This is a genomic window from Nocardioides sp., assembly GCF_024509035.1.
Classification (GTDB): Bacteria; Actinomycetota; Actinomycetes; order Propionibacteriales; family Nocardioidaceae; genus Nocardioides.
Genome location: NZ_JANINT010000273.1, coordinates 1 through 23,634, shown reverse-complemented (window position 1 = coordinate 23,634; position 23,634 = coordinate 1). Strand labels below are relative to the sequence as shown.

27 protein-coding genes and 1 pseudogene are annotated in these 23,634 nt (G+C 72.7%); 16 read left to right on the top strand and 12 right to left on the bottom strand.

All coding sequences use genetic code 11. The annotated features are described in order from the left end of the window. The coding region (locus Q0L15_RS18540; protein WP_366939602.1) for an OB-fold nucleic acid binding domain-containing protein at positions 1 to 833 on the top strand (833 nt) is incomplete at its 5' end. Positions 834 to 874: 41 nt separating this feature from the next. Here Q0L15_RS18540 and Q0L15_RS18535 read toward each other — a convergent pair. Then, positions 875 to 1,795 (bottom strand): hypothetical protein, encoded by a 921-nt coding sequence (locus Q0L15_RS18535; protein ID WP_296605940.1) that lies wholly within the window; start codon positions 1,793 to 1,795, stop codon positions 875 to 877. Positions 1,796 to 1,920: 125 nt separating this feature from the next. Here Q0L15_RS18535 and hemW point away from each other — a divergent pair, with 125 nt between their 5' ends. Beyond that, positions 1,921 to 3,171: a radical SAM family heme chaperone HemW gene (hemW, locus tag Q0L15_RS18530; protein ID WP_296605938.1), complete on the top strand. Its 1,251-nt coding sequence runs from the start codon at positions 1,921 to 1,923 to the stop codon at positions 3,169 to 3,171. A gap of 41 nt (positions 3,172 to 3,212) precedes the next feature. Next, positions 3,213 to 3,713, top strand: a complete 501-nt coding sequence (locus tag Q0L15_RS18525) for a TM2 domain-containing protein (protein ID WP_296605937.1) — start codon at positions 3,213 to 3,215, stop codon at positions 3,711 to 3,713. A gap of 4 nt (positions 3,714 to 3,717) precedes the next feature. Here the strand turns inward: Q0L15_RS18525 and Q0L15_RS18520 are convergent, their stop codons facing one another. The 3 genes from Q0L15_RS18520 to Q0L15_RS18510 are packed head-to-tail and all read right to left on the bottom strand — an operon-like array spanning position 3,718 to position 5,740. Then, the gene (locus Q0L15_RS18520) at positions 3,718 to 4,560 is read right to left on the bottom strand and encodes a DUF3097 domain-containing protein (RefSeq protein WP_296605936.1); all 843 of its coding nucleotides are present in this window, start codon (positions 4,558 to 4,560) and stop codon (positions 3,718 to 3,720) included. Positions 4,561 to 4,609: 49 nt separating this feature from the next. Next, the gene (locus Q0L15_RS18515; protein ID WP_296605934.1) at positions 4,610 to 4,849 is read right to left on the bottom strand and encodes a hypothetical protein; all 240 of its coding nucleotides are present in this window, start codon (positions 4,847 to 4,849) and stop codon (positions 4,610 to 4,612) included. Between the two features lie 18 nt (positions 4,850 to 4,867). Then, on the bottom strand, positions 4,868 to 5,740 hold the full coding sequence (locus Q0L15_RS18510) for an MBL fold metallo-hydrolase (RefSeq protein WP_296605932.1): 873 nt from the start codon (positions 5,738 to 5,740) through the stop codon (positions 4,868 to 4,870). A gap of 125 nt (positions 5,741 to 5,865) precedes the next feature. On the opposite strand from Q0L15_RS18510, the gene hrcA reads away from it, so the two are divergent. The 3 genes from hrcA to Q0L15_RS18495 are packed head-to-tail and all read left to right on the top strand — an operon-like array spanning position 5,866 to position 8,833. After that, on the top strand, positions 5,866 to 6,879 hold the full coding sequence (gene hrcA, locus Q0L15_RS18505; protein WP_296605942.1) for a heat-inducible transcriptional repressor HrcA: 1,014 nt from the start codon (positions 5,866 to 5,868) through the stop codon (positions 6,877 to 6,879). A gap of 35 nt (positions 6,880 to 6,914) precedes the next feature. Next, positions 6,915 to 8,087 carry a molecular chaperone DnaJ gene (gene dnaJ / locus Q0L15_RS18500; RefSeq protein ID WP_296605930.1) on the top strand — a complete coding sequence of 391 codons (1,173 nt, stop codon included), beginning with the start codon at positions 6,915 to 6,917 and terminating at the stop codon, positions 8,085 to 8,087. A 5-nt stretch (positions 8,088 to 8,092) separates the two neighbouring features. Beyond that, the gene (locus Q0L15_RS18495; protein WP_296605929.1) at positions 8,093 to 8,833 is read left to right on the top strand and encodes a 16S rRNA (uracil(1498)-N(3))-methyltransferase; all 741 of its coding nucleotides are present in this window, start codon (positions 8,093 to 8,095) and stop codon (positions 8,831 to 8,833) included. 33 nt (positions 8,834 to 8,866) lie between these two features. Here Q0L15_RS18495 and Q0L15_RS18490 read toward each other — a convergent pair whose 3' ends face one another. Genes Q0L15_RS18490 through Q0L15_RS18475 form a run of 4 tightly spaced genes read right to left on the bottom strand, consistent with a single transcriptional unit; the run spans position 8,867 to position 11,482 of the window. Then, on the bottom strand, positions 8,867 to 9,052 hold the full coding sequence (locus Q0L15_RS18490; protein ID WP_296605927.1) for a hypothetical protein: 186 nt from the start codon (positions 9,050 to 9,052) through the stop codon (positions 8,867 to 8,869). Further along, a complete protein-coding gene (locus Q0L15_RS18485) occupies positions 9,049 to 9,945 on the bottom strand; it encodes a Gmad2 immunoglobulin-like domain-containing protein (RefSeq protein ID WP_296605925.1) in 897 nt (298 codons plus the stop codon). Before Q0L15_RS18485 ends, Q0L15_RS18490 begins: the two co-directional genes overlap by 4 nt. A gap of 26 nt (positions 9,946 to 9,971) precedes the next feature. Next, entirely contained in the window at positions 9,972 to 10,961 is a 990-nt protein-coding gene (locus tag Q0L15_RS18480; RefSeq protein ID WP_296605924.1) for a Gmad2 immunoglobulin-like domain-containing protein, read from the bottom strand. Next, positions 10,958 to 11,482 carry a SigE family RNA polymerase sigma factor gene (locus tag Q0L15_RS18475; protein WP_296605923.1) on the bottom strand — a complete coding sequence of 175 codons (525 nt, stop codon included), beginning with the start codon at positions 11,480 to 11,482 and terminating at the stop codon, positions 10,958 to 10,960. Before Q0L15_RS18475 ends, Q0L15_RS18480 begins: the two co-directional genes overlap by 4 nt. A gap of 72 nt (positions 11,483 to 11,554) precedes the next feature. Here Q0L15_RS18475 and Q0L15_RS18470 point away from each other — a divergent pair, with 72 nt between their 5' ends. Further along, entirely contained in the window at positions 11,555 to 11,893 is a 339-nt protein-coding gene (locus Q0L15_RS18470) for a histidine triad nucleotide-binding protein (protein WP_296605921.1), read from the top strand. Between the two features lie 32 nt (positions 11,894 to 11,925). After that, positions 11,926 to 13,101, top strand: a complete 1,176-nt coding sequence (locus tag Q0L15_RS18465; RefSeq protein ID WP_296605919.1) for a hypothetical protein — start codon at positions 11,926 to 11,928, stop codon at positions 13,099 to 13,101. 15 nt (positions 13,102 to 13,116) lie between these two features. Here the strand turns inward: Q0L15_RS18465 and Q0L15_RS18460 are convergent, their stop codons facing one another. Genes Q0L15_RS18460 through Q0L15_RS18450 form a run of 3 tightly spaced genes read right to left on the bottom strand, consistent with a single transcriptional unit; the run spans position 13,117 to position 16,261 of the window. After that, complete coding sequence (locus Q0L15_RS18460; protein WP_296605918.1) at positions 13,117 to 14,727, bottom strand: glycerol-3-phosphate dehydrogenase/oxidase; 1,611 nt, start codon at positions 14,725 to 14,727, stop codon at positions 13,117 to 13,119. Beyond that, positions 14,724 to 15,560 (bottom strand): aminoglycoside phosphotransferase family protein, encoded by an 837-nt coding sequence (locus Q0L15_RS18455; protein ID WP_296605917.1) that lies wholly within the window; start codon positions 15,558 to 15,560, stop codon positions 14,724 to 14,726. Before Q0L15_RS18455 ends, Q0L15_RS18460 begins: the two co-directional genes overlap by 4 nt. Then, a complete protein-coding gene (locus Q0L15_RS18450; RefSeq protein ID WP_296605915.1) occupies positions 15,557 to 16,261 on the bottom strand; it encodes a class II aldolase/adducin family protein in 705 nt (234 codons plus the stop codon). The genes Q0L15_RS18455 and Q0L15_RS18450 overlap by 4 nt, the downstream gene beginning before the upstream one ends. Before the next feature lie 52 nt (positions 16,262 to 16,313). Between Q0L15_RS18450 and Q0L15_RS18445 the strand changes: the two genes are divergently transcribed. Beyond that, the gene (locus Q0L15_RS18445) at positions 16,314 to 16,955 is read left to right on the top strand and encodes a TetR family transcriptional regulator (protein WP_296605914.1); all 642 of its coding nucleotides are present in this window, start codon (positions 16,314 to 16,316) and stop codon (positions 16,953 to 16,955) included. Here Q0L15_RS18445 and Q0L15_RS18440 read toward each other — a convergent pair. Next, on the bottom strand, positions 16,943 to 17,239 hold the full coding sequence (locus Q0L15_RS18440; protein ID WP_296605912.1) for a hypothetical protein: 297 nt from the start codon (positions 17,237 to 17,239) through the stop codon (positions 16,943 to 16,945). The genes Q0L15_RS18445 and Q0L15_RS18440 overlap by 13 nt on opposite strands. Positions 17,240 to 17,360: 121 nt before the next feature. Between Q0L15_RS18440 and Q0L15_RS18435 the strand changes: the two are divergent. The 7 genes and pseudogenes from Q0L15_RS18435 to Q0L15_RS18405 all read left to right on the top strand — a co-directional run. Next, positions 17,361 to 18,324 (top strand): annotated as a pseudogene (locus tag Q0L15_RS18435) (PhoH family protein). Positions 18,325 to 18,334: 10 nt separating this feature from the next. After that, a complete protein-coding gene (gene ybeY, locus Q0L15_RS18430; RefSeq protein WP_296605911.1) occupies positions 18,335 to 18,784 on the top strand; it encodes an rRNA maturation RNase YbeY in 450 nt (149 codons plus the stop codon). A 42-nt stretch (positions 18,785 to 18,826) separates the two neighbouring features. Continuing rightward, positions 18,827 to 20,116, top strand: a complete 1,290-nt coding sequence (locus tag Q0L15_RS18425; protein ID WP_296605910.1) for a hemolysin family protein — start codon at positions 18,827 to 18,829, stop codon at positions 20,114 to 20,116. Further along, a complete protein-coding gene (locus tag Q0L15_RS18420; RefSeq protein WP_296605908.1) occupies positions 20,109 to 20,468 on the top strand; it encodes a cytidine deaminase in 360 nt (119 codons plus the stop codon). Before Q0L15_RS18425 ends, Q0L15_RS18420 begins: the two co-directional genes overlap by 8 nt. 76 nt (positions 20,469 to 20,544) lie before the next feature. Further along, entirely contained in the window at positions 20,545 to 21,915 is a 1,371-nt protein-coding gene (locus tag Q0L15_RS18415) for an FAD-binding oxidoreductase (protein WP_296605907.1), read from the top strand. Next, entirely contained in the window at positions 21,912 to 23,183 is a 1,272-nt protein-coding gene (locus tag Q0L15_RS18410) for a cyclopropane-fatty-acyl-phospholipid synthase family protein (protein WP_296605906.1), read from the top strand. The genes Q0L15_RS18415 and Q0L15_RS18410 overlap by 4 nt, the downstream gene beginning before the upstream one ends. Before the next feature lie 51 nt (positions 23,184 to 23,234). Next, positions 23,235 to 23,634 (top strand): siderophore-interacting protein (locus tag Q0L15_RS18405; RefSeq protein WP_296605904.1); only part of this gene is annotated, 400 nt, incomplete at its 3' end.

Below are 23,634 nucleotides of genomic sequence, written 5' to 3'. Positions count from 1 at the left end.
GTCCGGGCGGGCTGGACTCGTGCCTGGTCGACCACCCCGACCGGGTCGAGTGGGTCGAGGGCACCCCCGATCCGACCCCGGCACACCGGCGCGACGCCGGCTTCGCCGTACGGCTCGGGCTGGACGCGGTGCGCGGCATCAGCACCGAGGTGGCCGAACGCATCGTGGCCGCGCGTGCCGAGCGGCCGTTCGCCGACCAGGTGGACCTGTCGCGGCGGGCCGGTCTCGACGCCCGCCAGCTCGAGGCGCTCGCGACCGCCGGGGCGTTCGAGGACGCGTTCGCCGGCGTCCGGCTCTCACGACGGCAGGCGCTGTGGAACGCCGGGTGGACCGAGGGCGAGGAGCACCTCGAGGGCCTCCGGGTCGCCGGGCCGGCGCCGATGCTGCCCGAGATGGAGGACGTCGAGGTCACGATGGCCGACCTGTGGGCCACCGGCATCACCCCGGCGGCCCACCCCTTCGCGCATCTGCGCGACCTGCTGCGCGGTGCCGGCATCACGTCGGTGGCCGACTGCGCCACGTCGGAGCCCCACCGGCGGGTGCACGTCGCCGGGCTGGTCACCCACCGCCAGCGGCCGGGCACCGCCGGAGGCGTCACGTTCCTCAACCTCGAGGACGAGACGGGGATGCTCAACGTGGTGTGCACGGTCGGGGTCTGGCGTCGCTACCGCGCCACCGCGGCCAGCGCCGCCGGCATGATCATCCGCGGCATCCTCGAGCGCCAGGACGGTGTCACCAACCTGGTGGCCGACCGGCTCGCCCCCGTCGAGGAGGTCTACCCCGAGGCCGGCCAAGCCCTCCGCGCGCGCCACCGCTCCCGCGACTTCCACTGATGTGATGGGTCGTCCGCCTCTGGCACCTCAATACGCCGCCCTCAGGCGGACGACTCGAGGACGCCAAGCGCCAGGAGGTCACGGACGATGCGCTCGGGGTGCTCGCGCACCTCGATCGCCGTGCACCTGACCACGATCACACCTGCGGCCACGAGCTGGCGGTGCCGCTCGATGTCCGCGCTCCAATGCTCCACCACCATGTGGAAGCCGCCGTCGATCTCCAGCACCACCACACGGCCGTCCGCGAGTCGCCACTCCGCGTCGGTGAACCGGACCCGCCCGGCGGAGTCGGTGCGCCGGGTCTGCCGGAACGGACGCGGTAGCCCGAAGCTGTCGCACATCGTCAGCACGTCGCGCTCGGCGAGTGATTGGGTCCCCTCGGCCAGATCGCCCAGCAGCCGCCGGAACGGCTTCGCCCGCCGCAGCGGCCGCATGCGGGTGATCCACGAGTCGAGGCGGTAGGGCGTGGTGAGCCCCTGCTGCACGCACGCGGAGAGGAGTCCGTAGGCCGACCGCGTCACGGGTTCATAGCCGGCCCACAGGAGGGCCGCGGGCTCCACCCGCCACGTGGCGAGCGGCTTCGGGGCGGTCAGGAGCTGGATCGGTCGTCGGGTCTCGACGAATCGCACTCCCTCGATCGGCTCCAGGTTGTGGGACTTGGCGACCAGGACGGTGATCTCATCGCGATGCCAGCGATCGAGCCCGTGGCGCTCCAGAGCGGTGAGTCCGCCGAGCGCGCTGACCGGTCCGGCGTGGAGGGTGCCGGCCCACATCAGCTGGGTCCGGGTGAGATGGCCCGTCGTGGTCGCCAGCACCGTGCTGCTGCTCTCCTGCCACCGGCCGGCGTCCAGCTGGGTGTCGACGTAGTGGTGGTCGAGCCCGAGCCGGCGGAGTTGACGCCGGGTGAGCAGGCCCTCCTGAGCCTTCGCGGCCGGAAGCCATGCGGGTGGTCGGTTCGCCATGGCGCGACGATGCCCGAATCGAGCCGCCGACGTGGTCCGTCATCCACAGGGACCGGGTCGTCCGCCTGAGGGTGGGGCATACAGGTGCGAGAGGCGGACGACCCGGTGGGTGGGAGGATGAGGTGGTGCCCCCGCCCCCGTCTGCGCTGCCCTCTGGTGAACCGGTGCCCGAGGACGGGTCGCTGCCGGAGTCGGCGTTGGCGCACGTGGGGGAGCGCGGGTTCGGCTTCTACGTGCACGTGCCGTTCTGCCGGGTGCGGTGCGGCTACTGCGACTTCAACACCTACACCGCCGAGGAGCTCGGGCCGGTCGGCGGCGCACCCGGCGCGAGCCGGGCGACGTACGCCGAGGCGGCGATCGCCGAGGTGCGCCGGGCCCGCCGGGTGCTCGGTGACGTCGACCTGCCGGTCGACACGGTGTTCTTCGGGGGCGGGACCCCCACGCTGCTCAGCCCGGCCGACCTCGGGTCGGTCGTGGCCGCGATCGGTGCCGAGTTCGGGCTGGCCGAGGGCGCCGAGGTGACCACGGAGGCGAACCCCGACAGCGTCGCGCTCTGGGATCTCGAGGAGCTCCGCGCGGTCGGGTTCACCCGCATCTCCTTCGGCATGCAGTCCGCGGTCGACCACGTGCTGCGGGTGCTCGATCGCACCCACGACCCGCTGCGGGTGCCGGCCGCCGTCGACTGGGCGCGGCAGGCGGGGTTCGCCCCCTCCGACGGCGGCAGCATCAGCCTCGACCTCATCTACGGCACGCCGGGGGAGTCCATCCCCGACTGGGAGACCAGCGTCGAGGCGGCGCTCGCGTGCCGGCCCGACCATGTCTCGGCGTACTCCCTGATCGTCGAGGACGGCACCGCCCTGGCCCGACAGGTCAAGCGCGGCGAGCTGCCGATGCCCGACGAGGACGACCTGGCCGACAAGTACCTCCTGGTCGACGAGCGGCTCCGTGCCGCCGGGCTGGAGTGGTACGAGGTCTCCAACTGGGCTCGTGATGAGCAGAGCCGCTGTCGGCACAACATGCTCTACTGGACCGGCGGCGACTGGTGGGGCGTCGGTCCGGGCGCGCACTCCCACGTCGGCGGGGTGCGCTGGTGGAACGTCAAGCACCCCGCGGCGTACGCCGACCGCATCGCGTCCGGGCTCAGCCCGGCCCACGCCCGCGAGGTGCTCGACGACGAGAGCCGCCGGGTGGAGCGGGTGCTGCTGGAGCTCCGGCTGCGCGACGGGCTGGCGACCGACGTGCTCGACGACACGGGTCGAGCGGCCGTCGCGGGCCTGGTCGAGCAGGGGCTGCTCACCGACCGGCCCGACCGGCTCGTGCTGACCCAACGCGGCCGGCTGCTCGCCGACGCGGTGGTCCGTGACCTCCTGCCCTGATGTCCCACGCGGGGTGAGCGCCGGTCACTAGGGTGTCGAGCATGAGTACTGGCCCCGAAAACCCCGATCCGTCCCAGCAGCCTGACGGACAGTCGGTCCCGCCGCCCTACGGCTCACCGACGCCGCCCCCGCCCGGCCAGACGCCCCCTCCGCCGCCCTACGGCGAGTCCGCGCCCCCGCCCCCGCCCCCGCCCCCGCCGGCCGGTCAGTCCTACGGCCAGCCCTACACGCAGCCCAGCGGCTACCCGCCGCCGCCCACCGGCGGAGTGCCGTACGGCGCGAGCGCGGCTGCACCGTACGGCGTGCACCCGGTCACCGGCATCCCCTACTCCGACAAGTCCAAGCTGGTCGCGGGTCTGCTGCAGATCCTGATCCCGCTCGGCATCGGCCGGTTCTACATCGGGGACACCAAGACCGGTGTGTGGCAGCTGATCGTCACCGTCCTGACCTGCGGCATCGGCGGCCTGTGGCCCTTCATCGACGGCATCATCATGCTGGCCACCGACAGCACCGACGCCCAGGGGCGGCCGCTGCGCAGCTGAGGTCCTACGCAGTCACGAAGTCGATGAGCTCCTCGACCCGGCCCAGCAGGGCCGGGTCGAGGTCGTTGTAGGACGTGACCTTGCCGAGGATGTGCTTCCAGGCGCGGGCGATGTCGGCCTGGTCGCGGTGCGGCCAGCCGAGCTGCTGGCACACGCCCTTCTTCCACTCGATGGTGCGCGGCACGTCGGGCCAGCGGGTCAGCCCGAGCCGGTCGGGCTTGACCGCGGCCCAGATGTCGATGAACGGGTGGCCGACGATCAGCACGTGCTGGCCGGCCGGGGACTTCGCGATCGCCTCGGCGATGCGGCTCTCCTTGGAGCCGCGCACCAGGTGGTCGACCAGGACGCCGACCTTGCGCTCGGGGCCGGGCTTGAACTCGCGCAGGTGGTCGGCGAGGTCGTCGACGCCGCCGAGGTACTCCACGACCACGCCCTCGATGCGCAGGTCGTCGCCCCAGACCTTCTCGACCAGCTCGGCGTCGTGGCGGCCCTCGACGAAGATACGGCTGGCCCGCGCGACCCGGGCCTTGGCGCCATGGACCGCCACCGAGCCCGAGGCCGTGCGGGCCGGCAGGGCCGGAGCCCCGCCCCGCGGCGGCGGCACGAGGATCACCGGGCGTCCCTCGAGCAGGAAGCCCGGCCCGAGCGGGAACGTACGGCGCTTGCCGCGCCGGTCCTCCAGCGTCAGCGTGTCGAGGTCGCGGTCGACGGCCACGATCTCACCGCACCAGTCGGTGGTGACCTCCTCGACGACCGCGCCGAGCTCGGCGGGCGCCTCCACGGCACGGCCGCGCTTGGGTGCGCGCCAGTCGGTGGCCAGGACGTCGGAGCCGTAGCGGTCGTTCACTCGCGCCAGGCTAGGTGCGGCCGCCGACACCACCCGGGAGGGCGCGCCGTCAGCTGTCGGACTGCCCCTCGCCCTCGGCCTCGGAGTCATCTCCGGACGAGCCGCCGTCCTCGGACTGCTCGGGGGTCTTGCCGCCCTGCATGTCCAGCTCCTCGGGGGACTTCGCCTCCTCAGGGTCCAGCGGCTGGGCCAGCGGGTTGTCCTCGCTCGGGCGCAGGTCCTCGGGCAGCTGCTCATCGGAGATGCCGGTGGTCTCCTCGGCCGCGCTCTCCTGGCTGTTCTCGCTCATGGCGGGGTCGTACCCCACTCAGACGAGCGGCAACCGCTTCTGGCTGCGGGGCAGCTGCTCGTAGCCGCGGCGGACGGCGTTCGGCAGCTCGTCGCGGGGGTAGGGCCACTCGCCGACCTCGAGCGCCTGCGCCAGCGGCACGCCCCGGCTCGCCAGGTCACGGATCGTCTCGGCGACCACGCCGATGACCGTGCGCTGCTCCTCGACGAAGTCGCGGTCCACGACCGCGCCGTGGCCGGGCACGATGCGCGACGACGGCCCGGTCAGCGCCAGCACCACGTCGAGGCTCAGCGGCCAGTCCATCGGGTAGCAGTCCTCACCGAACCCGGGCACCGAGCCGCGCTCGGCCGACTCCTCGACGAGGTCGCCGGCCAGGACCACGTCGGCGTCCGGGATGCGCACGATGACGTCGCCTGCGGTGTGCCCGCGCCCGGGGTGCACCAGCTCGATCATCCGGTCACCGAGATCGAGGGCGAGCGCGGAGGAGAACGTCGTGTCGGCCGCGACGATCTCCGTCGCCTGCACCTCCTCGCGGTGCGGGTCGTCGGGCTCGTCGTCGTAGAGCGCCTTGATCCGCTCGCCCGCGGCCACCGTGCGCTCGGCCGCGGTCTCGTGGGCGAGGATCGGGACGGCGCCGTACGCCGCTCGCAGCTCGCCGTTGCCGAAGGTGTGGTCGAAGTGCTCGTGGGTGTTGACCACGCGCACCACCTCGCCGGCGCCGAGGCGCCGGATGTCCTCGACGACCGCCCGGGCTGCGCGGGCCGAGGCGTGGGTGTCGACGACGAGCAGGCCCTCGCCGCCGCCCACGAGGGTCACGTTGACGTCGAACCACTCGTAGCGCGCGACCCAGACCCGGTCGGCGACCTCCTGGAATCCTGCTGTGGGAGCCACCGGTCCACCCTAGGCGACCGGCGTCGCCACGATGTGCGGCGGTGGTCCCTCCTAGTAGTCTTGGCACTCAGGACTTTCGAGTGCCAGCGAGAGCTCAGGTGAGCTCGGGTGAGGAGGTGGGGCGGGTGCAGGAGGAGCGCAGGCTCGCCGTACTCCGCGCGATCGTGGAGGACTACGTCGCGACCGAGGAGCCGGTCGGCTCCAAGGCGCTCGTCGAGCGGCACGGGCTGGGCGTCTCGCCGGCCACCGTCCGCAACGACATGGCGGCCCTGGAGGACGAGGGCTACATCACCCAGCCCCACACCAGCGCCGGGCGCGTGCCGACCGACAAGGGCTACCGGATGTTCGTGGACCGGTTGACCACGATCAAGCCGATGAGCGCGGCCGAGAAGCGCGCGATCGCGACGATCCTCGACGGTGCGATCGACCTCGACGACGTCGTCCAGCGCTCGGTGCGGCTGCTCGCCCAGCTGACCCGCCAGGTCGCCGTGGTCCAGTACCCCACGCTGTCGCGCTCGACCGTGCGCCACATCGAGCTGGTCGCGCTCACCCCCGCCCGGCTCCTCGTCGTGCTGATCCTCAGCACCGGACGCGTCGAGCAGCGACTCGTCGACCTGAGCGCCGAGCTCGGCGACGACGAGCTGGCCGACCTGCGCAGCCTGGTCAACCGGGCCGCGATCGGCGAGATCATCGCCGACGCCGCCACCGCGCTGCGCGGCCTGGTGCCCGAGGAGGGCGCACCGGTCACCCGGGCCGTGGTCGACGTGCTGGTCGAGGCGATGTCCGACCACCGCTCCGACGAGCGCATCGCCGTCGGCGGCGCGGCCAACCTGGCCCGCTTCGGCGACAGCTTCGACTCGGCGGTGCGGCCGCTGCTCGAGGCGCTCGAGGAGCACGTCGTGCTCCTCAAGCTGCTCGGCGAGGCGACCTCCGGCGAGGTCCTCACCGTCCGGATCGGCCACGAGGGCCCCTACCAGGAGCTGTCCTCCACCAGCGTCGTGGCCACCGGCTACGGGCCGGGCGAGGAGGCGTTCGCGCGCCTGGGCATCGTCGGCCCCACCCGCATGGACTACCCGGGCTCGATGGCGGCGGTGCGCGCCGTGGCGCGCTACGTCTCGCGCATCCTCGACGAGGCCTGAGCCCCCCGAACACCAGCAACCCCGAAGGACACATCTTGAGTCAGGACCTGTACGAGCTTCTCGGTGTCGGCCGCGACGCGGACGCCGACGCCATCAAGAAGGCCTACCGGCGACTGGCCCGGCAGTACCACCCCGACGTCAACCCCGACCCCGAGGCACAGGAGCGCTTCAAGGAGGTCTCGCTGGCCTACGAGGTGCTCTCCGACCCGCAGAAGCGTGCGTCGTACGACCGCGGTGGCGACCCGTTCGGCGGCGGCGCCGGCGGCTTCGGCCAGGGCGCGGGCTTCTCGTTCACCGACATCATGGACGCGTTCTTCGGCGGCGGCGCGGCCGGCGCCGGCCGCGGCCCCCGGCCGCGCGAGCGGCGCGGCCAGGACGCGCTGATCCGCCTCGAGGTCGAGCTTGCCGAGGCGGCGTTCGGCGTCACCAAGGAGCTCAAGGTCGACACCGCCGTGCGCTGCGGAACCTGCGGCGGCGAGGGTACGGCGGCCGGCACCCACCCGATCCCGTGCGAGACCTGCCACGGCGCCGGCGAGGTCGCCCACGTGCAGCGCTCCTTCCTCGGCGAGATCCGCACCCTGCGGCCCTGCCCGGCGTGCCGCGGCTTCGGCACGATCATCCCCGAGCCGTGCCGGGAGTGCTCCGGCGACGGCCGGGTGCGCTCGCGCCGGACGCTGACCGTCAAGATCCCCGCCGGCGTGGACAACGGCACCCGCGTCCAGCTCTCCGGCGAGGGCGAGGTCGGCCCCGGCGGCGGCCCGGCCGGCGACCTCTACGTCGAGATCCACACCGCGCAGCACGAGACGTTCACCCGCCACGGCAACGACCTGCACTGCACGGTGACGCTGCCGATGACGGCGGCGGCCCTGGGCACCACGCTGACGCTGCCGACGCTCGAGGCGGACGTCGTGTCCGACGGTGAGAACGAGACGGGTCTGGAGACGTCCTTCGAGCTCGACGTGCGACCCGGCACCCAGTCCGGCACCGAGCAGGTGCTGCGCGGCCGCGGCGTCCCGGGGTTGCGCGGCGGTCGTGGCGACCTGGTCGTCACCGTCGTCGTGGAGACCCCGACCCGCCTCGACGCGGAGCAGGAGGCCCTGCTCATCCAGCTCGCCTCGCTCCGTGGCGAGGAGGCTCCGACCGGTCAGGTGCGGCCGAGCTCCAAGTCCGTCTTCGGCCGGCTCCGCGACGCGTTCAACGCGCACTGATCCCCATGTCGCTGCCCGTCCACCTCGTGCCCGACCTCGCCGGGGCCGACGTCGGTTCGCAGGTGAGCGTCGAGGGCGACGAGGCCCACCACGCGGTCGCCGTACGCCGGCTGCGAGTGGGGGAGCAGGTCGTGCTCACCGACGGCGCAGGCACGTCGGTCCAGGGGCCGGTCGCCTCGACGGGCAAGCGGTTCTTCGCCGTGACCGTCGAGTCGGTCCGCGTCGTCGACGCCCCCACGCCGGCCGTCGTCGTCGTGCAGGCGATCCCGAAGGGCGACCGGGGCGAGCTCGCCGTCGAGGTCCTCACCGAGATCGGCGTCGCCGAGATCGTCCCGTGGGCGGCCTCGCGGAGCGTGGCCGTCTGGAAGGGCGAGCGCGCGGCCAAGTCGCTGGCGCGCTGGCGCTCGACCGCTCGGGAGGCGGCCAAGCAGGCACGTCGCGCCTGGTTCCCGGCGGTGGCGGAGCCGGCGAGCACCACCGATGTCGCCGCGCTCGTCGCCGACGCCGACCTGGCGGTCGTGCTGCACGAGGAGGCCTCGGCGCCGCTCGCGTCGGTCGCGGTCCCGGCGGCGGGCCGGATCGTGGTCGTCGTCGGCCCCGAGGGCGGGCTGGCGCCCGACGAGGTCGACGCGTTCGTCGCGGCCGGGGCGGTGTCGGTGCGGCTGGGCGCCGAGGTCCTGCGTACGTCGACCGCGGGGGTCGCCGCCGTCTCGGCACTGCTCGCGCGCACGGCGCGCTGGCGTTGACCCGCCCGAAAGTTTCGGGCGGGTCAACGTCGGTCAGGCGCTCAGGGGCCCCTCGACCCGGGCGACCTCGTTGTCGAGACCGCCTGCTGGCCGCAGCTCCAGGGCGTCCTCGGGGGTGAGTAGGTGCGCGACCACCGCGTGTGGCGAGAGGCCGACGCGCTCGAGAAGGTGCTGGCGCTGCAGGAGCGTCCGGTTGAGCTGGCGAGGGGTGAGCCTCACTGCACCGTGATCGTCTTGGAGTCCTCGGTCGGTCCGGTGCCCTCGCCGCCGGAGGGGTCGTCGGTCATCGCGACGAAGGTGTAGGTGCCGGGCTCGAGGTCGGAGACGTCGACCTCGGTCTCCCACGGGTAGAGCTTGTCCATCCAGCCCTCCGCGGTCGCGAAGCCCTTCGCGACGACCGTGCCCTCACCGGACCGGATCTCCCACGGCGTGGTCGCCTCGAACGAGCTGGACACGCCGCTGGCCGTGAACGTGCTGCTCACGGTCGCGCCCTCCTCGGGGGTCGTGACGTTGACCAGCGCCCGGACGTCGATCTCGGGCTCGTCGGACAGCTCACCACCGAGACCGAACAGGTCGGCGGGCGCGCCATCGAGCTGGACCTCCACGGCCGAGCGCGCCTGGGCCACGCCCTGCAGCGTGTAGACGAGCTGCTGGGCGGCGAGCCGAGCGTCGTCCTCGGACATGCCGTCGGGCATCGTCGTCCAGCTCTCGTCGGGCAGGCTGACGACGATCGGGTCCGCGTCGACCTGCGCGCTCGGGGCGTCCCCACCCGGGAACAGGGTGCGGTAGTCGGGGTCGAGCGCCTCGCCGGAGGTCAGCAGCGCCAGCGCGCCGGCCGCCGGGTCGCCGGCCGGCACCTGGCGGAACTCGCGGTAGAGCCGCGGTCCCTGCGGGGTGTCGCCGACGAAGTAGATCGGCACGGCGACGGTGTCGGCCGCGTCGTCGGAGGACTCCGACGGCTCGGAGGGCTCCGTCGATCCACCGGCGTCCTTCGTCGAGCCGCTGGCCGGCCGCTGGTCCTCGGCCGTCGTGTCGCTGCCGCAGCCGGCGACGGCGACCAGGCCGAGGGCGGCGACGGACAGCAGGGCGACGAGACGCGTGCGGGCACTCATGGCCCAATCCTCCCGGTCCCAGGTCCTCAACGGACGGTGATCGTGCGCGTGTCGACGAACGGCTCGGCGCCCTCGGCACCGCCCGACGGGTCGTCGGTCATCGCGGCGAACGTGTACTCGCCGGGCTGCAGGTCGGAGACATCGATGGTCGTCTCCCACGGGTAGAGCCGGTTCATCCACCCCTCGGCCGTCGCGACGCCCTTCTCCACCACGGTGTCGCCGTCGCGGATCTCCCAGGGGACGGTCGCCTCGAACGAGCTCGCCGCGCCGCGTGCCGTGAACGAGCCGGTGACCTCCAGGCCCTCGACGGGGTCGCTGATCTGCACCAGGCTCAGGACGTCGGTCTGCGGGGCGTTGGCGAGCGGCTCGGACGTCGGGACCCCGTAGACCTCGTTGATCGGGTTGCCGTCGAGCAGGAACTGCACGGGCACCCGTCCGTGGGCGGCGGCCTGGACCGTGTAGACGACCTGCTCGATCGCCAGTCCGGCCTCCTCGGGGCTCATGCCGGCCGGGCGGTCGTGCAGGGACGCGTCCCCGATCTCCACGGCGTAGACGTCGCCGCGCCGCGTGATCGAGGTCAGCGATCCGGCCGGCCACAGCGTGCGGTAGTCGGGGTCGTCGGGGGCCTCCTGCAGCTCGGCGAGCGCGTCGCCGAGGCCGGCGGTGCCGGTGCGGACGTCGAACTCGCGGAACAGCCTCAGGCCACGTGGCGTCTCGCCGACGAAGTACGCCGGCACCGAGTGCGCCGACGGCGTCGGGGTGGGGTCCACGGCGTGGCTCTGGTGGCTCGGGGCGGGCTCGGGGGCATCGCCACGGTCGAGCAGCGCGAAGGTGCCGGTGGCGGCTGCGGCCACCAGTGCGGTCGCCGCGGCGGCGTAGAGCCACGGGCGCGCGGCGGCGCGCTGCTGCCGGGCCGTGCGCGCCCGGATCGCGGTGAGCCGGTCGGACGGCTCCACGTCCGCGACGGCGTCGCGGAGCAGCTCGGAGAGGCGGTCGCCAGACAGGGGAGTGGTCACAGCTCCTCCTCGAGGAGAGCTCGCAGGGTGGCGGCGCCGCGTGAGGCATGGCTCTTCACGGCACCGCGGCTGATGCCGAGGGTGTCGGCGATCTCGGCCTCGGACAGGTCCAGGTAGTAGCGCAGCGCGAGCACCTCGCGCTGCCGTTGGGGCAGGGCACGCAGGGCCGCGAGCACGGTGCCGCGGCGGTCGGCGGCGAGCGCCGGCTCGTCGGCACCGGGGACCTGGGTGGTCTCGGGCGCGGCCGCCTCGCGGGCGGCGTACCGGCGCACGACACCGCGGTGCCGCAGCGCCGAGCGCGACCGGTTGACCACGGTCTGGCGCAGGTAGGCCAGCGCCCGGTCGGGGTCGCGCAGTCGCGACCAGCGGGCGTGCACCGCGACGAACGCGTCCTGCACGATCTCCTCGGCCATCCCCTGGTCGTGCACCAGCAGCACGGAGAGGCGGACCAGCCGGCGCCAGTGCGCGGCGTACAACGCCTCGAGCGCCTCGTCGGCCGTCCAGACCGGTTCCACGGTCACCGTTGTCACACTAGTGGCACGCTCGGGGGCGCCATCCGGTTTACGCTCGGGACCCCGAGTATTGGAGGTGTCGTGGAGGACTGCCTGTTCTGCAAGATCGTCGCGGGGGAGATCCCCGGGGACGTCGTGCACGCCACGGAGCGCACGGTCGCGTTCCGCGACGTCAACCCGCAGGCGCCGACGCACGTGCTGGTGGTGCCGCGCGCGCACCACGCGAACGCCGCCGAGCTCGCCGCCGAGGACCCGCAGGCCTCCGCCGAGCTGCTGACCACGGCGGCCGCCGTCGCCGCCGCCGAGGGGTACGCCGACTACCGGCTCGTGTTCAACACCGGCGCCGGCGTGGGCCAGACCGTGTTCCACACCCACCTTCACCTGCTCGCGGGTCGGCCGATGACCTGGCCCCCTGGATGAGGCCTGCGCAGCTGAGACGGAGCACCCTCACCGTGCTCGTCGCGGTCGTGGCGCTGCTCCTCGCGGGCTGCGTCTCCGAGGACGACGACCGTCGCACCGGGTCACCCACCGAGGTGCTCGAGCCCGCCGATCCGCCCGCCGTGGTGGGCGACCAGCTGGCCGCCGTACCCGCCGGCAAGCTGCTGCCGCTGCGCCGGGGCGAGCGCCGGATGACGCTCACGATGCCGGAGGCCTACACGCCGTCCGCACCGACGGGCGTCGGCACCGACGACTACCGCTGCTTCCTGCTCGACCCGGGCCTGGACCGCGACGTCTGGCTCACCGGCAGCAACGTCCTGCCCGGCAACCCGCAGGTCGTGCACCACGTGATCCTGTTCCGCATCCCGCCCGACAAGGTCGCCGAGGCCCAGCGGCTCGACGCCGACCAGGACGGCGAGGGCTGGACCTGCTTCGGCGGCACCGGCGTCTCGGGCGACTTCACCAACGTCGACGACGCCTCCTGGCTGGCCGCGTGGGCGCCGGGCGGTGACGAGACCAGGACCCGCGACGGCTACGGCGTGCGCATCGAGGCCGGGTCGCGGATCGTCATGCAGGTCCACTACAACCTGCTGCAGGGCGCCGCGCCCGACACCTCGAGCACCCAGCTGCGCTGGATGAGCGGCGCCCGCGACCTGACTGCCCTGCACACCTACCTCACCCCGGCGCCGGTCGAGCTGCCCTGCCGACCCGACCACGACGACTCGCCGCTCTGCGACCGCGACGCCGCGGCCGCCGACGTGATGGCCCGCTTCGGGACGGCCGGCAACACCAACAGCCTGCTGCACCTGCTCTGCGGCACCGAGGCGAAGCCCTCGGCCACGACCTCGTGCACCCGCACGCTGGGCCGGCCGATGACGATCCTCGGCGTGGCCGGCCACATGCACCTGCTGGGGCGCACGCTGAAGATCGAGGTCAACCCCGGCACCGAGCGGGCCCGCACGCTCCTCGACATCCCGATGTGGAACTTCGACGACCAGGGCACCCGGCCGATCGACCCGGTGCGCCTCGAGCCGTTCGACACGGTGCGGATCACCTGCAAGCACGTGCAATGGCTGCGCGACATGCTGCCGGCGTTCGAGAGCGCGCGCGAGGACCGCTACGTGATCTGGGCGGAGGGATCCACCGACGAGATGTGCCTGGGGATGCTGCAGGTCGCGTTCGACGACTGAGCGGTCATCGGCCCGTCACCACGGCAGCGTCAACGCCCGACTCGCCTGCTCGAGCTCGGCGTCGCGGCGCTCGTCGCTCCAGCCCAGCTCGGGCGCGACGACGGCGGCCACCGCCTCGAGCACGGCCTCACCCGGGTGTCCGAGGGTCCCCAGACCGGTACGCCGCAGCAGCACGTCGGTCAGCGTGCGCGCCGACTCGTGCCGCGCCGCGACCAGCGCCTGGGCCGGCAGCTCGCCGTCGGCGTCCAGCGGGCGGGCGAGCGAGCGGTCGGTCCGGGCCAGGTCGAGGACCGCGTCGAGCTCGGTGCCATGGTGCAGCGCCAGGTAGCGCACGGTCTCGGGGGAGAAGTCGGCGTGCCGCGCGAGGCCGGCGGCGACGTGCGCCTCGATCGGACCGGTGTCGCTCCCGTGCAAGGGGGTGGTGGCCGTCCGGCTCGCCGGGAGCCGGCGGCCGAGCTTGCGGCCGACCCGCTTGACCACGTCCGCGGCGAACCCGCGGCTGGTCGTGTACTTGCCACCGGCCGCGGTCAGCAGGCCCTCCACCCCGCCCTGGTCGGCGTCCGCGTGGTCGACGACCTCCGCGGCCCGCGACGCCTCGTAGGTGTCGTCGCCGACGTCCTCGGTGAGCGGCCGCAGCCCGCCGTACGCGTGCTGGACGTCGGCGAGCGCGAGCGGCACCGGCAGCAGGCCGGCGGCGTTGATCGCGGTGAGGAACTCCTCGACGCTCTCGCGGGTCAGGTGCCAGTCGGAGACCGGGCCACGGTAGGGCTTCTCGGTCGGTCCGATCATGCTGTGCCCGCGCCACGGGGCGCAGGAGAAGTGCCCGTAGGGCGTGACGTGCAGCGTCATCACGTCGGTCAGCTGTCGGGTGATCAGGTAGATGCCCTCCGAGCGGACCGACGGCGCCGTCCCGGCGGACCCGCTCGTCAGCGGCGAGCCCGCGAGCGTCTCGAACGCCCACGGGCCGGTCGCGTTGACGACGGCGCCGGCGCGCACCTCACGGCTGCGGCCGGAGAGCAGGTCGCGGACCCGCGCGCCGACGACCCGGCCCCCCTCGGTGAGGAGCTCGTCGGCCCGGGCATGGTTGGCCACCAGCGCTCCGAAGGCGGCTGCGGAGCGCACGAACGCCAGCGTCAGCCGCTCGGGGCTGATCATCAGGCAGTCGTGGTAGAGCAGCCGGCCCTCGTCGAGGCGGCGGTGCCGCGGGATCCGCTTGGCGGGGTCGTCGACGCGGTTGCGGTCGAACGACAAGACGTCGTACGCCGTGAGGCCGGCGCGCACGACGAGCCCGCTGTCGGGGATCACGATCGGATAGACGGTGACGAGGTTGGGGGCGATGTTGCTGAGGATCCGGCGCTCGCGCAGGGACTCGCGGACCAGCCCGATCTCGAGCTGCTTGAGGTAGCGCAGCCCGCCGTGGATCAGCTTGCCGGTGGCGGCCGAGGTCGCCCCGCCGAAGTCGCGCTCCTCGACCATCGCGACCAACAGGCCGCGGCTCGCCGCCTCGTAGGCCACTGCGGCGCCGGTGATGCCGCCGCCGACCACGAGCACGTCGACGCCGACCGGGTCGTCGCCGGGCCGCTCGACGAACCGGCCGAGGGTGTACGGCGCGCTCCTCGGGGTCATCGCGCGGCGCCGAGCATCGCGGTGAGCTCGCGCACGAACGCCGGGCGCTCGCTCGCGATGTCCAGCGTGCTCATCCGCAGCACGACGGCCGGCAGCCGCCAGGCCGCGATCTGCTCGGACGTCATGCCGGTCACCGACCGGTACTCCGCGAGGTAGGTCGAGAGCACGAGCCTGCGCACCGACTGCACGAGGATGCGCTTGAGCAGCGGGGTCCCGGGCCAGAGCTCGGCGTCGCTGAGCAGCAGCACGGTCATCGCGACGTCGGCGGCAGGGTCGCCGCGCAGCGCGGTCTGCCAGTCGATCACGGCATGTCCGCCGTCGTGGGCGAAGACGTTCTCGGTGTGGAAGTCGAGGTGCAGGACGCGGTCGCCGGCCGGGAGCGACCGGATCGCTTCGCGGGCGAGCTCGCGCTGCCCCTCGGTCAGGAACGCCAGAGGCGGCGTGTCGAGCGCGGTGTCGGCGGCGTCGCGGATCTCCGGGAGCGCGCTCGTGGCCGCCTCGTGCACCCGGGCGTGGGTGCGCGCGAGGGTGCGCGCGCCCGAACGCAGCGTCAGCGGGTTGCGCTCGGCCAGCCGGGTCAGCGAGTCGCCGTGCAGCCGGTCGAGCAGCAGGCCCGGCCGGTCCTCGACCTGGACCTGGCCGTGGCAGGCGATCGTGGTCAGCCCCAGCCGGTGCGCCTCCGTGCTGGCGACCACCTCGGCGGCGACCAGCCCGGCGTCGTACGTCGCCGGGAAGAGCTTGATCACTCGGTCGGCGTCCCCGGGCCAGCTCAGGATCTCGGCGCTGCGGCCGACGGCGAGCGGCTCGCCCAGGTCGGCGCGCCGCACGCTCATGGCTCCTCCGTGGTGGCGGGTCGGGGCGAGCCGTAGCCGGTCCTGAGCGCGACCTCGATGACCGCGACCTGCTGGGCCTCGCTGAGCGCCCGCGGGGTGCCGAGGGCGGCTGCCCGCCAGTAGAGGTCGGCCGCCCACTCCAGGAGCAGCGCGTTGTCGGCGGCCTTCGTGAGGTCGGAGCCGAGGGCCACTGTGCCGTGGTGGGCGAGGATCGCCGCCTGCTTCCCGGCCAGTGCGGATCGCACCGCGGCCGCCAGCTCCGGCGAGCCGAAGACCTCGAACGGCGCGACCCGGATGGCGCCGCCGATCGCGAGCTGCTGGTAGTGCACGCACGGCAGCTCGTCGACCACCAGGGACACGGCGGTGGCCGCCGGGGAGTGGGTGTGCACCACCGCACCGCCGCGCTCGCGCAGGGCGTCGAGATGCAGCTCGAGCTCGGAGGTGGGGGCCAGGTCGCCCGCGAGCTGGTGCCCGTCGACGTCGAGCACGCTCACGCCGGCGGGGTCGATGTCCGCGAGCACGACCCCGGTCGCCGTGATCGCGACCTCCGGGCCCGTCGGACCCTCGAAGCGCAGGCTGACGTTGCCGGCGGTGCCGATCACCAGGCCGGCCTCGGCCAACCGGCGGGCGGTGGCGGCGACGCCCTCGCGCGCCCGGTCGCGGGCGTCGCTGCTCGTCGTCGCAGGGGACGTGGTGGTCATGGCGGTATCGTCGGTCCGACCAGAACCAGTATCAACTCTGATTCGGGGTCCGATGCGACACAGTCCTCCTGACGACGCCCTGCGCCGGGTGCCGCGGCAGGCGCGCGCCCGGGACAAGGTCGAGCGTGCCCTCGCGGCGGCCGAGAAGCTCCTCGAGCGCGAGGGGGTCTCCGCGATCACGTTGATCCGCGTCGCCGACGAGGCGGACGTGTCGGTGGGCGCCCTCCACCAGTACCTGCCCGACCGCGAGTCGATCCTCGCGGCGCTGTCGGCCGACTACTACGTGCGCCACGAGGCGCTCATGGACGACCTCGTCTCGGGGCTGGTCGCCGATCCGGTGTCCGCCGACCCCGTCGCATCGGTGGTGTCCGCGGTCGCCGTGCTGTACCGCGAGCAGAGCGGCAGCCGTGCCCTCCGCGCCGGTCTGCAGAGCGCCGCCCAGCTGCGGCTGGCCCGCGAGCACAAGGAGCGCATGGTCGCCAAGGTGCACCGGCTGCTGGCGGCGTACGAGATCGTGGCGCCGACGGACGACGACCGGGTCGCGCGCACCGTCTTCTTCGCGGCCGACGCGCTGATGCACGAGGCGTTCGGTGCCGGCGAGGACGGGGATCCGCGACTGCTCGCCGAGCTCGAGGGGCTGCTGCGGGCCTATCTGTCAGCGTCCGTCCAGGCTGTGACGCCTCACCAGACGTAGAGCAGCCGCAGCGCCGAGAGCAGGACCGGCAGGCCGAACAGCACCAGCAGCGCCCAGGCCGTCACCCGGTGCCCGAGCTTGGTGGAGTCCAGGCGCCCCGCGAAGTCGAGGATCGCCCCGTCGGGGACGTGATGGGTCAGCCCCATCCGGCGAGCGTCCGGGGGCAGGGTCTGCCCGGCGAACCAGTAGGGCGGCGCGACCCGGTCGGGGGGATCGTCGAGCCCGTGGTCCTCGGCGTACGGGTCGTCGCCCTGTCCGCCCTCGCCACGACCGCCCCGATCCATGTCGCCACGCTACCTGCGCGCCCCGGCGGGACGGGTACAAGTCGCTGGGCCCGCCGCGGACCAGCCCGTACGATGGACAGGCACGATCACCTATCGGAGAGGTGCCCCCACCAGGGCTTCCATGACTGACAGCAACCACCAGGGGGACCGCCCCGCGACCGCCACCCGGCACACGGTCGTGATCCCCAACAGCATCAACATGGTCAGCGTGCTCGGACCCGGTGACGAGTTCCTCGGTGTGATCGAGGGCGCCTTCGACGCCGACATCCACGTGCGCGGCAACCGCGTGGCGCTCTACGGCGAGCCGGGCGAGGTCGCCCTGGCCGAGCGGCTCATCGACGAGCTCGTCGCGATCATCCGCACCGGTCAGGGGGTCACCTCGGAGACCGTCGAGCGGGTGATCTCGATGTTGCGCGCCGAGACGACCGAGCGCCCCGCCGACGTGCTCAGCATGAACATCCTGAGCAACCGCGGCCGCTCGATCCGGCCCAAGACGCTCAACCAGAAGCGTTACGTCGACTCCATCGACAAGCACACGATCACCTTCGGCATCGGCCCCGCCGGCACCGGCAAGACCTACCTCGCGGTCGCCAAGGCCGTGCAGGCCCTGCAGTCCAAGAACGTCAACCGGATCATCCTGTCCCGCCCGGCGGTGGAGGCCGGTGAGCGGCTCGGGTTCCTGCCCGGCACGCTCAGCGAGAAGATCGACCCCTACCTCCGGCCGCTCTACGACGCGCTGCACGACATGCTCGACCCCGAGACGATCCATCATCCTCGACGAGGCGCAGAACACCACGCCCGAGCAGATGAAGATGTTCCTGACCCGCCTGGGATTCGGGTCCAAGATCGTCGTGACCGGCGACGTCACCCAGACCGACCTGCCCAGTGGGCAGAAGTCCGGCCTGCGCGCGGTCGAGGACATCCTCGACGAGGTGGAGGACATCAGCTTCAACCGGCTCACCAGCCACGACGTCGTACGCCACAAGCTGGTCGGTCGGATCGTCGCGGCCTACGACGACTACGACGCGCGCTCGGGGCGCTCGCAGGACCTCAAGCAGGCCAACCGGCCCGGGACCCGCAGCTGAGCGCCCGACGATGACGATCGAGATCCTCAACGAGTCCGGCCGCGAGCTGGACGTCCAGCGGCTGGCCGCGCTCAGCCGCTTCGTCATGGACCGGATGCGCGTGCACCCCATGGCCGAGCTGTGCATCAAGGCGGTCGACGAGCCGACGATCGCCCAGCTCAACGAGCAGTGGATGGAGAAGGAGGGCCCCACCGACGTGCTGGCCTTCCCGATGGACGAGCTGCGACCCGGACTCCTCGACGAGGAGCCCGAGGAGGGCGTGCTCGGCGACCTGGTGCTGTGCCCCGACGTGGCCGCCCGGCAGGGCGAGACCGCCGGCCACGGCACCGAGGCCGAGATCGAGCTGCTCACCGTCCACGGCATCTTGCACCTCCTGGGCTACGACCACGCCGAGCCCGAGGAGCACAAGGAGATGTTCGGTCTGCAGGACGAGATCCTGGCGGCGTGGCGGACCCGGTGACGGGGCCCCGTGATGGCGCGGTGATGGCGCAGTGATGAACCGGTGAGCGTCTGGCTGCTGGTCGCGGCGGCGGTGCTCGTCGTGCTCGCCGGGCTGTTCTCGGCGGCCGACGCGGCGCTCTCGACGTTCTCGCGGGCCCGGGCCGAGGAGCTGCTCGACGACGCGCGGCCCGGAGCGAAGCGGCTCGTCGAGCTGCTCGAGGACCTGCCGCGCTACCTCAACACCGCGCTCCTGCTGCGCCTGCTGTGCGAGATCGCCGCGATCACGATCGTCGCGCTGGAGACCAACGACGCCTACGACGCACGGTGGTTGCCCACGCTGTTCACCGCGATCGGCGTGATGCTGGTCGTCTCGTTCGTCGCGATCGGCGTCGCCCCGCGCACCCTGGGCCGGCAGCACGCCGACCGGGTCGCGCTGCTCTCGGCCGGCCCGCTCGCGACGGTCACCGCGGTGCTCGGACCGGTGCCCAAGCTGCTGATCCTGGTCGGCAACGCGCTCACGCCCGGGAAGGGCTTCCGTGAGGGCCCGTTCTCCACCGAGACCGAGCTGCGTGAGCTCGTCGACTTCGCGGAGGCCTCCGCGGTGATCGAGTCGGGTGAGCGCAGGATGATCCACTCGGTCTTCGAGCTCGGCGACACGATCGCGCGCGAGGTGATGGTGCCGCGCACCGACGTCGTCTACATCGAGCGCTACAAGAACCTGCGCCAGACGCTGTCGCTGTTCCTGCGCAGCGGCTTCTCGCGGGTCCCGGTCATCGGCGAGAACCTCGACGACGTCGTCGGCATCGCCTACCTCAAGGACATCGTGCGTCGCGACTTCGAGGCGCCGGACGTCGAGTTCACCCAGCGCATCGACGAGGTGATGCGACCGGCCCACTTCGTGCCGGAGTCCAAGCCGGTCGACGCCCTGCTCTCGGAGATGCAGGCCATGCGCCAGCACATCGCGGTCGTCGTCGACGAGTACGGCGGCACGGCCGGCCTGGTCACGATCGAGGACGTGCTCGAGGAGATCGTCGGTGAGATCACCGACGAGTACGACGAGGCCGCGGTCGAGGTCGAGAACCTCGACGACGGGGCGGTCCGGGTGTCCTCGCGCTACCCGGTCGACGACCTCGACGAGCTCTTCGGCTTCGAGGTCGAGGAGGAGGAGATCGACAGCGTGGGCGGCCTGATGGCCAAGCACCTGGGCCGGGTCCCGATCCCGGGCTCGATCGTCGAGGCCCACGGACTGCGGTTCGAGGCCGAGGGCGTGTCGGGTCGGCGCAACAAGATCGGGACCGTCCTGATCAAGCGGGTCGAGTCCCACCCCGAGCCGGAGGAGAGCGATGAGTGACGTGACCGAGCCCGCCGACCTCTCGGCCGAGGACCGCAAGCTCGTGACGCTGGCCCGTGCCACCCGCGCCCGCACCGGGGCGGCCGAGGGCGCCGCCGTACGCGATGCCGACGGGCGCACCTACGCCGCCGCCACGGTCGACCTGCCCTCGCTGCAGGTCTCGGCTATCGGCGTGTGCGTCGCGATGGCCGTGGCCAGCGGCGCGAAGGGCCTCGAGGCCGCGGTCGTGCTGACCGACGGTCGGGAGGTCGCGGCGGCGGACCTCGACGCGCTGCGCGACCTCGGGGGCGTCGGCGTGGTCGTGCACCGCGGTGACGCGCGCGGGACGATCGCCGGGACCGTCACGACCTGAGGCGCCGCCGACCGGCGCCCCGGCCGGGACAAATCGGACATGTGCCCGTCACACGGGTGGAGTACGTTCTACCTTCGTGAGTCTGCGAGGCCAGGCGGCGCACGCCGCCGCCGTCGAGCGTCTGCGGTCCTCCTACGCCGCCATCCCCGCTGGTGCCCCGGTGCGGCTGGCGAAGAGGACCTCCAACCTGTTTCGTCCGCGTACGGCGACCGACGCGCCCGGGCTGGACGTCTCCGACCTGGACGGCGTCATCTCCATCGACCTGCAGGCGCGCACCGCCGACGTGCAGGGCATGTGCACCTACGAGCACCTCGTGGATGCCACGCTGCCCTACGGTCTGATCCCGAAGGTCGTGCCCCAGCTGCGCACGATCACGCTCGGTGGCGCCGTGACCGGCCTCGGCATCGAGTCCACGAGCTTCCGCAGCGGACTGCCGCACGAGTCGGTCCTGGAGATGGACGTCTTCACCGGCGCGGGCCAGGTCGTGACCTGCCGGCCCGGACCCGACGGTGAGCACAGCGACCTCTTCGACACCTTCCCCAACTCCTACGGCTCGCTCGGCTACGCCACCCGCCTGCGGATCGAGCTCGAGCAGGTGCCGGCGTACGTCGCGCTGCGCCACGTGCGGTTCGACGACGCAGGCCTGCTGGCCAAGTCGATCGCGGAGATCACCGAGACCGGTTCCTACGACGGCGTGCGCGTCGACGGCCTGGACGGCGTCGCGTTCGCGCCGGGGGAGTACTACCTGACTCTCGCGACGTGGACCGACGAGCCCGGTCCCACCAGTGACTACGCGGGACAGCAGGTCTACTACAGGAGCATCCAGCAGCGGGAGACCGATCTCCTCACGATGTACGACTACCTGTGGCGCTGGGACACCGACTGGTTCTGGTGCTCGGGCGCGTTCGGCGCCCAGCACCCGCTGGTGCGACGGGTCTGGCCGCGGCGCTGGCGCCGCTCGGACGTCTACCACCGGCTGCTGGGCCTGGACCGGCGCTTCGGGATCGCCGACCGGCTCGACCGGCGCGCGGGACGACCGTTGCGCGAACGGGTCATCCAGGACATCGAGGTCCCCGTCGATCGGCTGCCCGACTTCCTCGACTGGTTCGACGAGGCCATCGGGATGCGCCCGGTGTGGCTGTGCCCATTGGTCGCGAAGCGGGACTGGCCCAGCTACCCGCTCGAGCCCGGCGCGGTCTACGTCAACGTCGGGTTCTGGGGGACCGTGCACGTCGGCCCCGAGGCGCCCGAAGGGCCGCGCAACCGTGCGATCGAGGCCACGGTGCACGAGCTGGGCGGGCATAAATCGCTCTACAGCGAGGCTTTCTACGACCGCGACACGTTCGACGAGCTCTACGACGGCGACAACCTCGCCACGGTGAAGGGTCGCTACGACCCCGAGGACAGGCTGACCAGTCTGTATGACAAGGCGGTGAAGAGACGATGAGCAAGACCTACACCATCGGCACGGCCATCGAGTCGCTGATGCGCGACGGGCTGCCGCTGCGCTTCACGGCGTACGACGGCAGCAGCGCCGGCCCGCCCGACGCGGAGTTCGGCATCGAGCTGCTCAACGAGCGCGGCCTGTCCTACATCATGACCGCGCCCGGTGACCTGGGCCTGGCCCGCGCGTATGTCTCCGGCGACCTCGACCTGCACGGCGTCCACCCCGGCGACCCGTACGCCGCGTTCAGCCTGATGATGAGCCACACGAAGTTCCGCCGCCCCTCGCCGCGCGAGATCGTCGACATCGTGCGGTCCCTGGGCATCTCCCACCTCAAGCCGCCGCCGCCCCCGCCGCAGGAGCACCTGCCGCGGTGGCGCCGCACCGTCGAGGGCGTGCGCCACTCGCTGCAGCGCGACGCCGAGGTCATCCACCACCACTACGACGTGTCGAACACCTTCTACGAGTACGTCCTCGGCCCGTCGATGACCTACACGTGCGCGCTCTACCCGACCGAGGACGCCACCCTCGAGGAGGCGCAGTTCGCGAAGTACGACCTGGTCGCCCGCAAGCTCGACCTGCAGGAGGGCCAGCGGCTGCTCGACATCGGCTGCGGCTGGGGCGGCATGGTCCGCCACGCGGCGCGGGAGTACGGCGTGAAGGTCCTCGGCGTGACGCTCTCGCGCGAGCAGGCGTCGTGGGCGCAGCAGGCGATCAAGGAGGAGGGCCTCGACCACCTCGCCGAGGTCCGGTTCATGGACTACCGCAAGGTCGAGGAGACCGGCTTCGACGCGATCTCCTCGATCGGCCTCACCGAGCACATCGGGGTGAAGAACTACTCGGCATACTTCGGCTGGATCCGCGACCACCTGCGCCCGCAGGGTCGGCTGCTCAACCACTGCATCACGCGCCATGACAACAAGCCGCGCGAGACGGGGGCGTTCATCGACCGCTACGTGTTCCCCGACGGCGAGCTGATCGGGTCGGGCACGATCATCACCGAGGTCCAGGACGCGGGGCTCGAGGTGCAGCACGAGGAGAACCTCCGGGTCCACTACGCCAAGACCCTGGCCGCCTGGTGCCGCAACCTCGAGGAGAACTGGGACGCCTGCGTCGCCGAGGTCGGCGAGGGCACCGCGCGCGTCTGGGGCCTCTACATGGCCGGATCCCGGATCGCCTTCGAGCGCAACGACATCCAGCTCCACCACGTCCTCGCCACCAGGACCGACGAGAACGGCAACAGCGGCTACCCCCTCCGCCACACGTTCTGAGAGGTTGACCCGCCCGAAACTTTCGGGCGGGTCAACCTCTAGATTGGGCGGGTGAGCACACGGGCCCGGCAGTACGAGGCGCAGGTGGTGCGGCGGGAGCAGATCTCGGCGCACCTGGTGCGGCTGACGGTCGGCGGGCCCGGGCTGGCGGAGTTCGAGAGCACCGGCATCCCCGACGAGTGGGTGGGCCTCATCGTGCCGGGGCAGTTCCAGAGCCGCTACTACACCGTGCGGTCCTGGGCCGGCACCGAGACCGGCGGCGAGCTGACGCTCGACGTCGTCGTCCACGAGACCGGGCTGGTCACCGAGTGGGCCGCGCGCGACTGCGTGGGCGACACCGTGACGATCACCGAGCCCAAGGGCTCGTTCGCGCTGCCCGAGGGTGCGCGCTGGCTCATCCTCGTCGGTGACCTGACCGCGATGCCGGCGATGGCCCGGATCGCGGAGACCC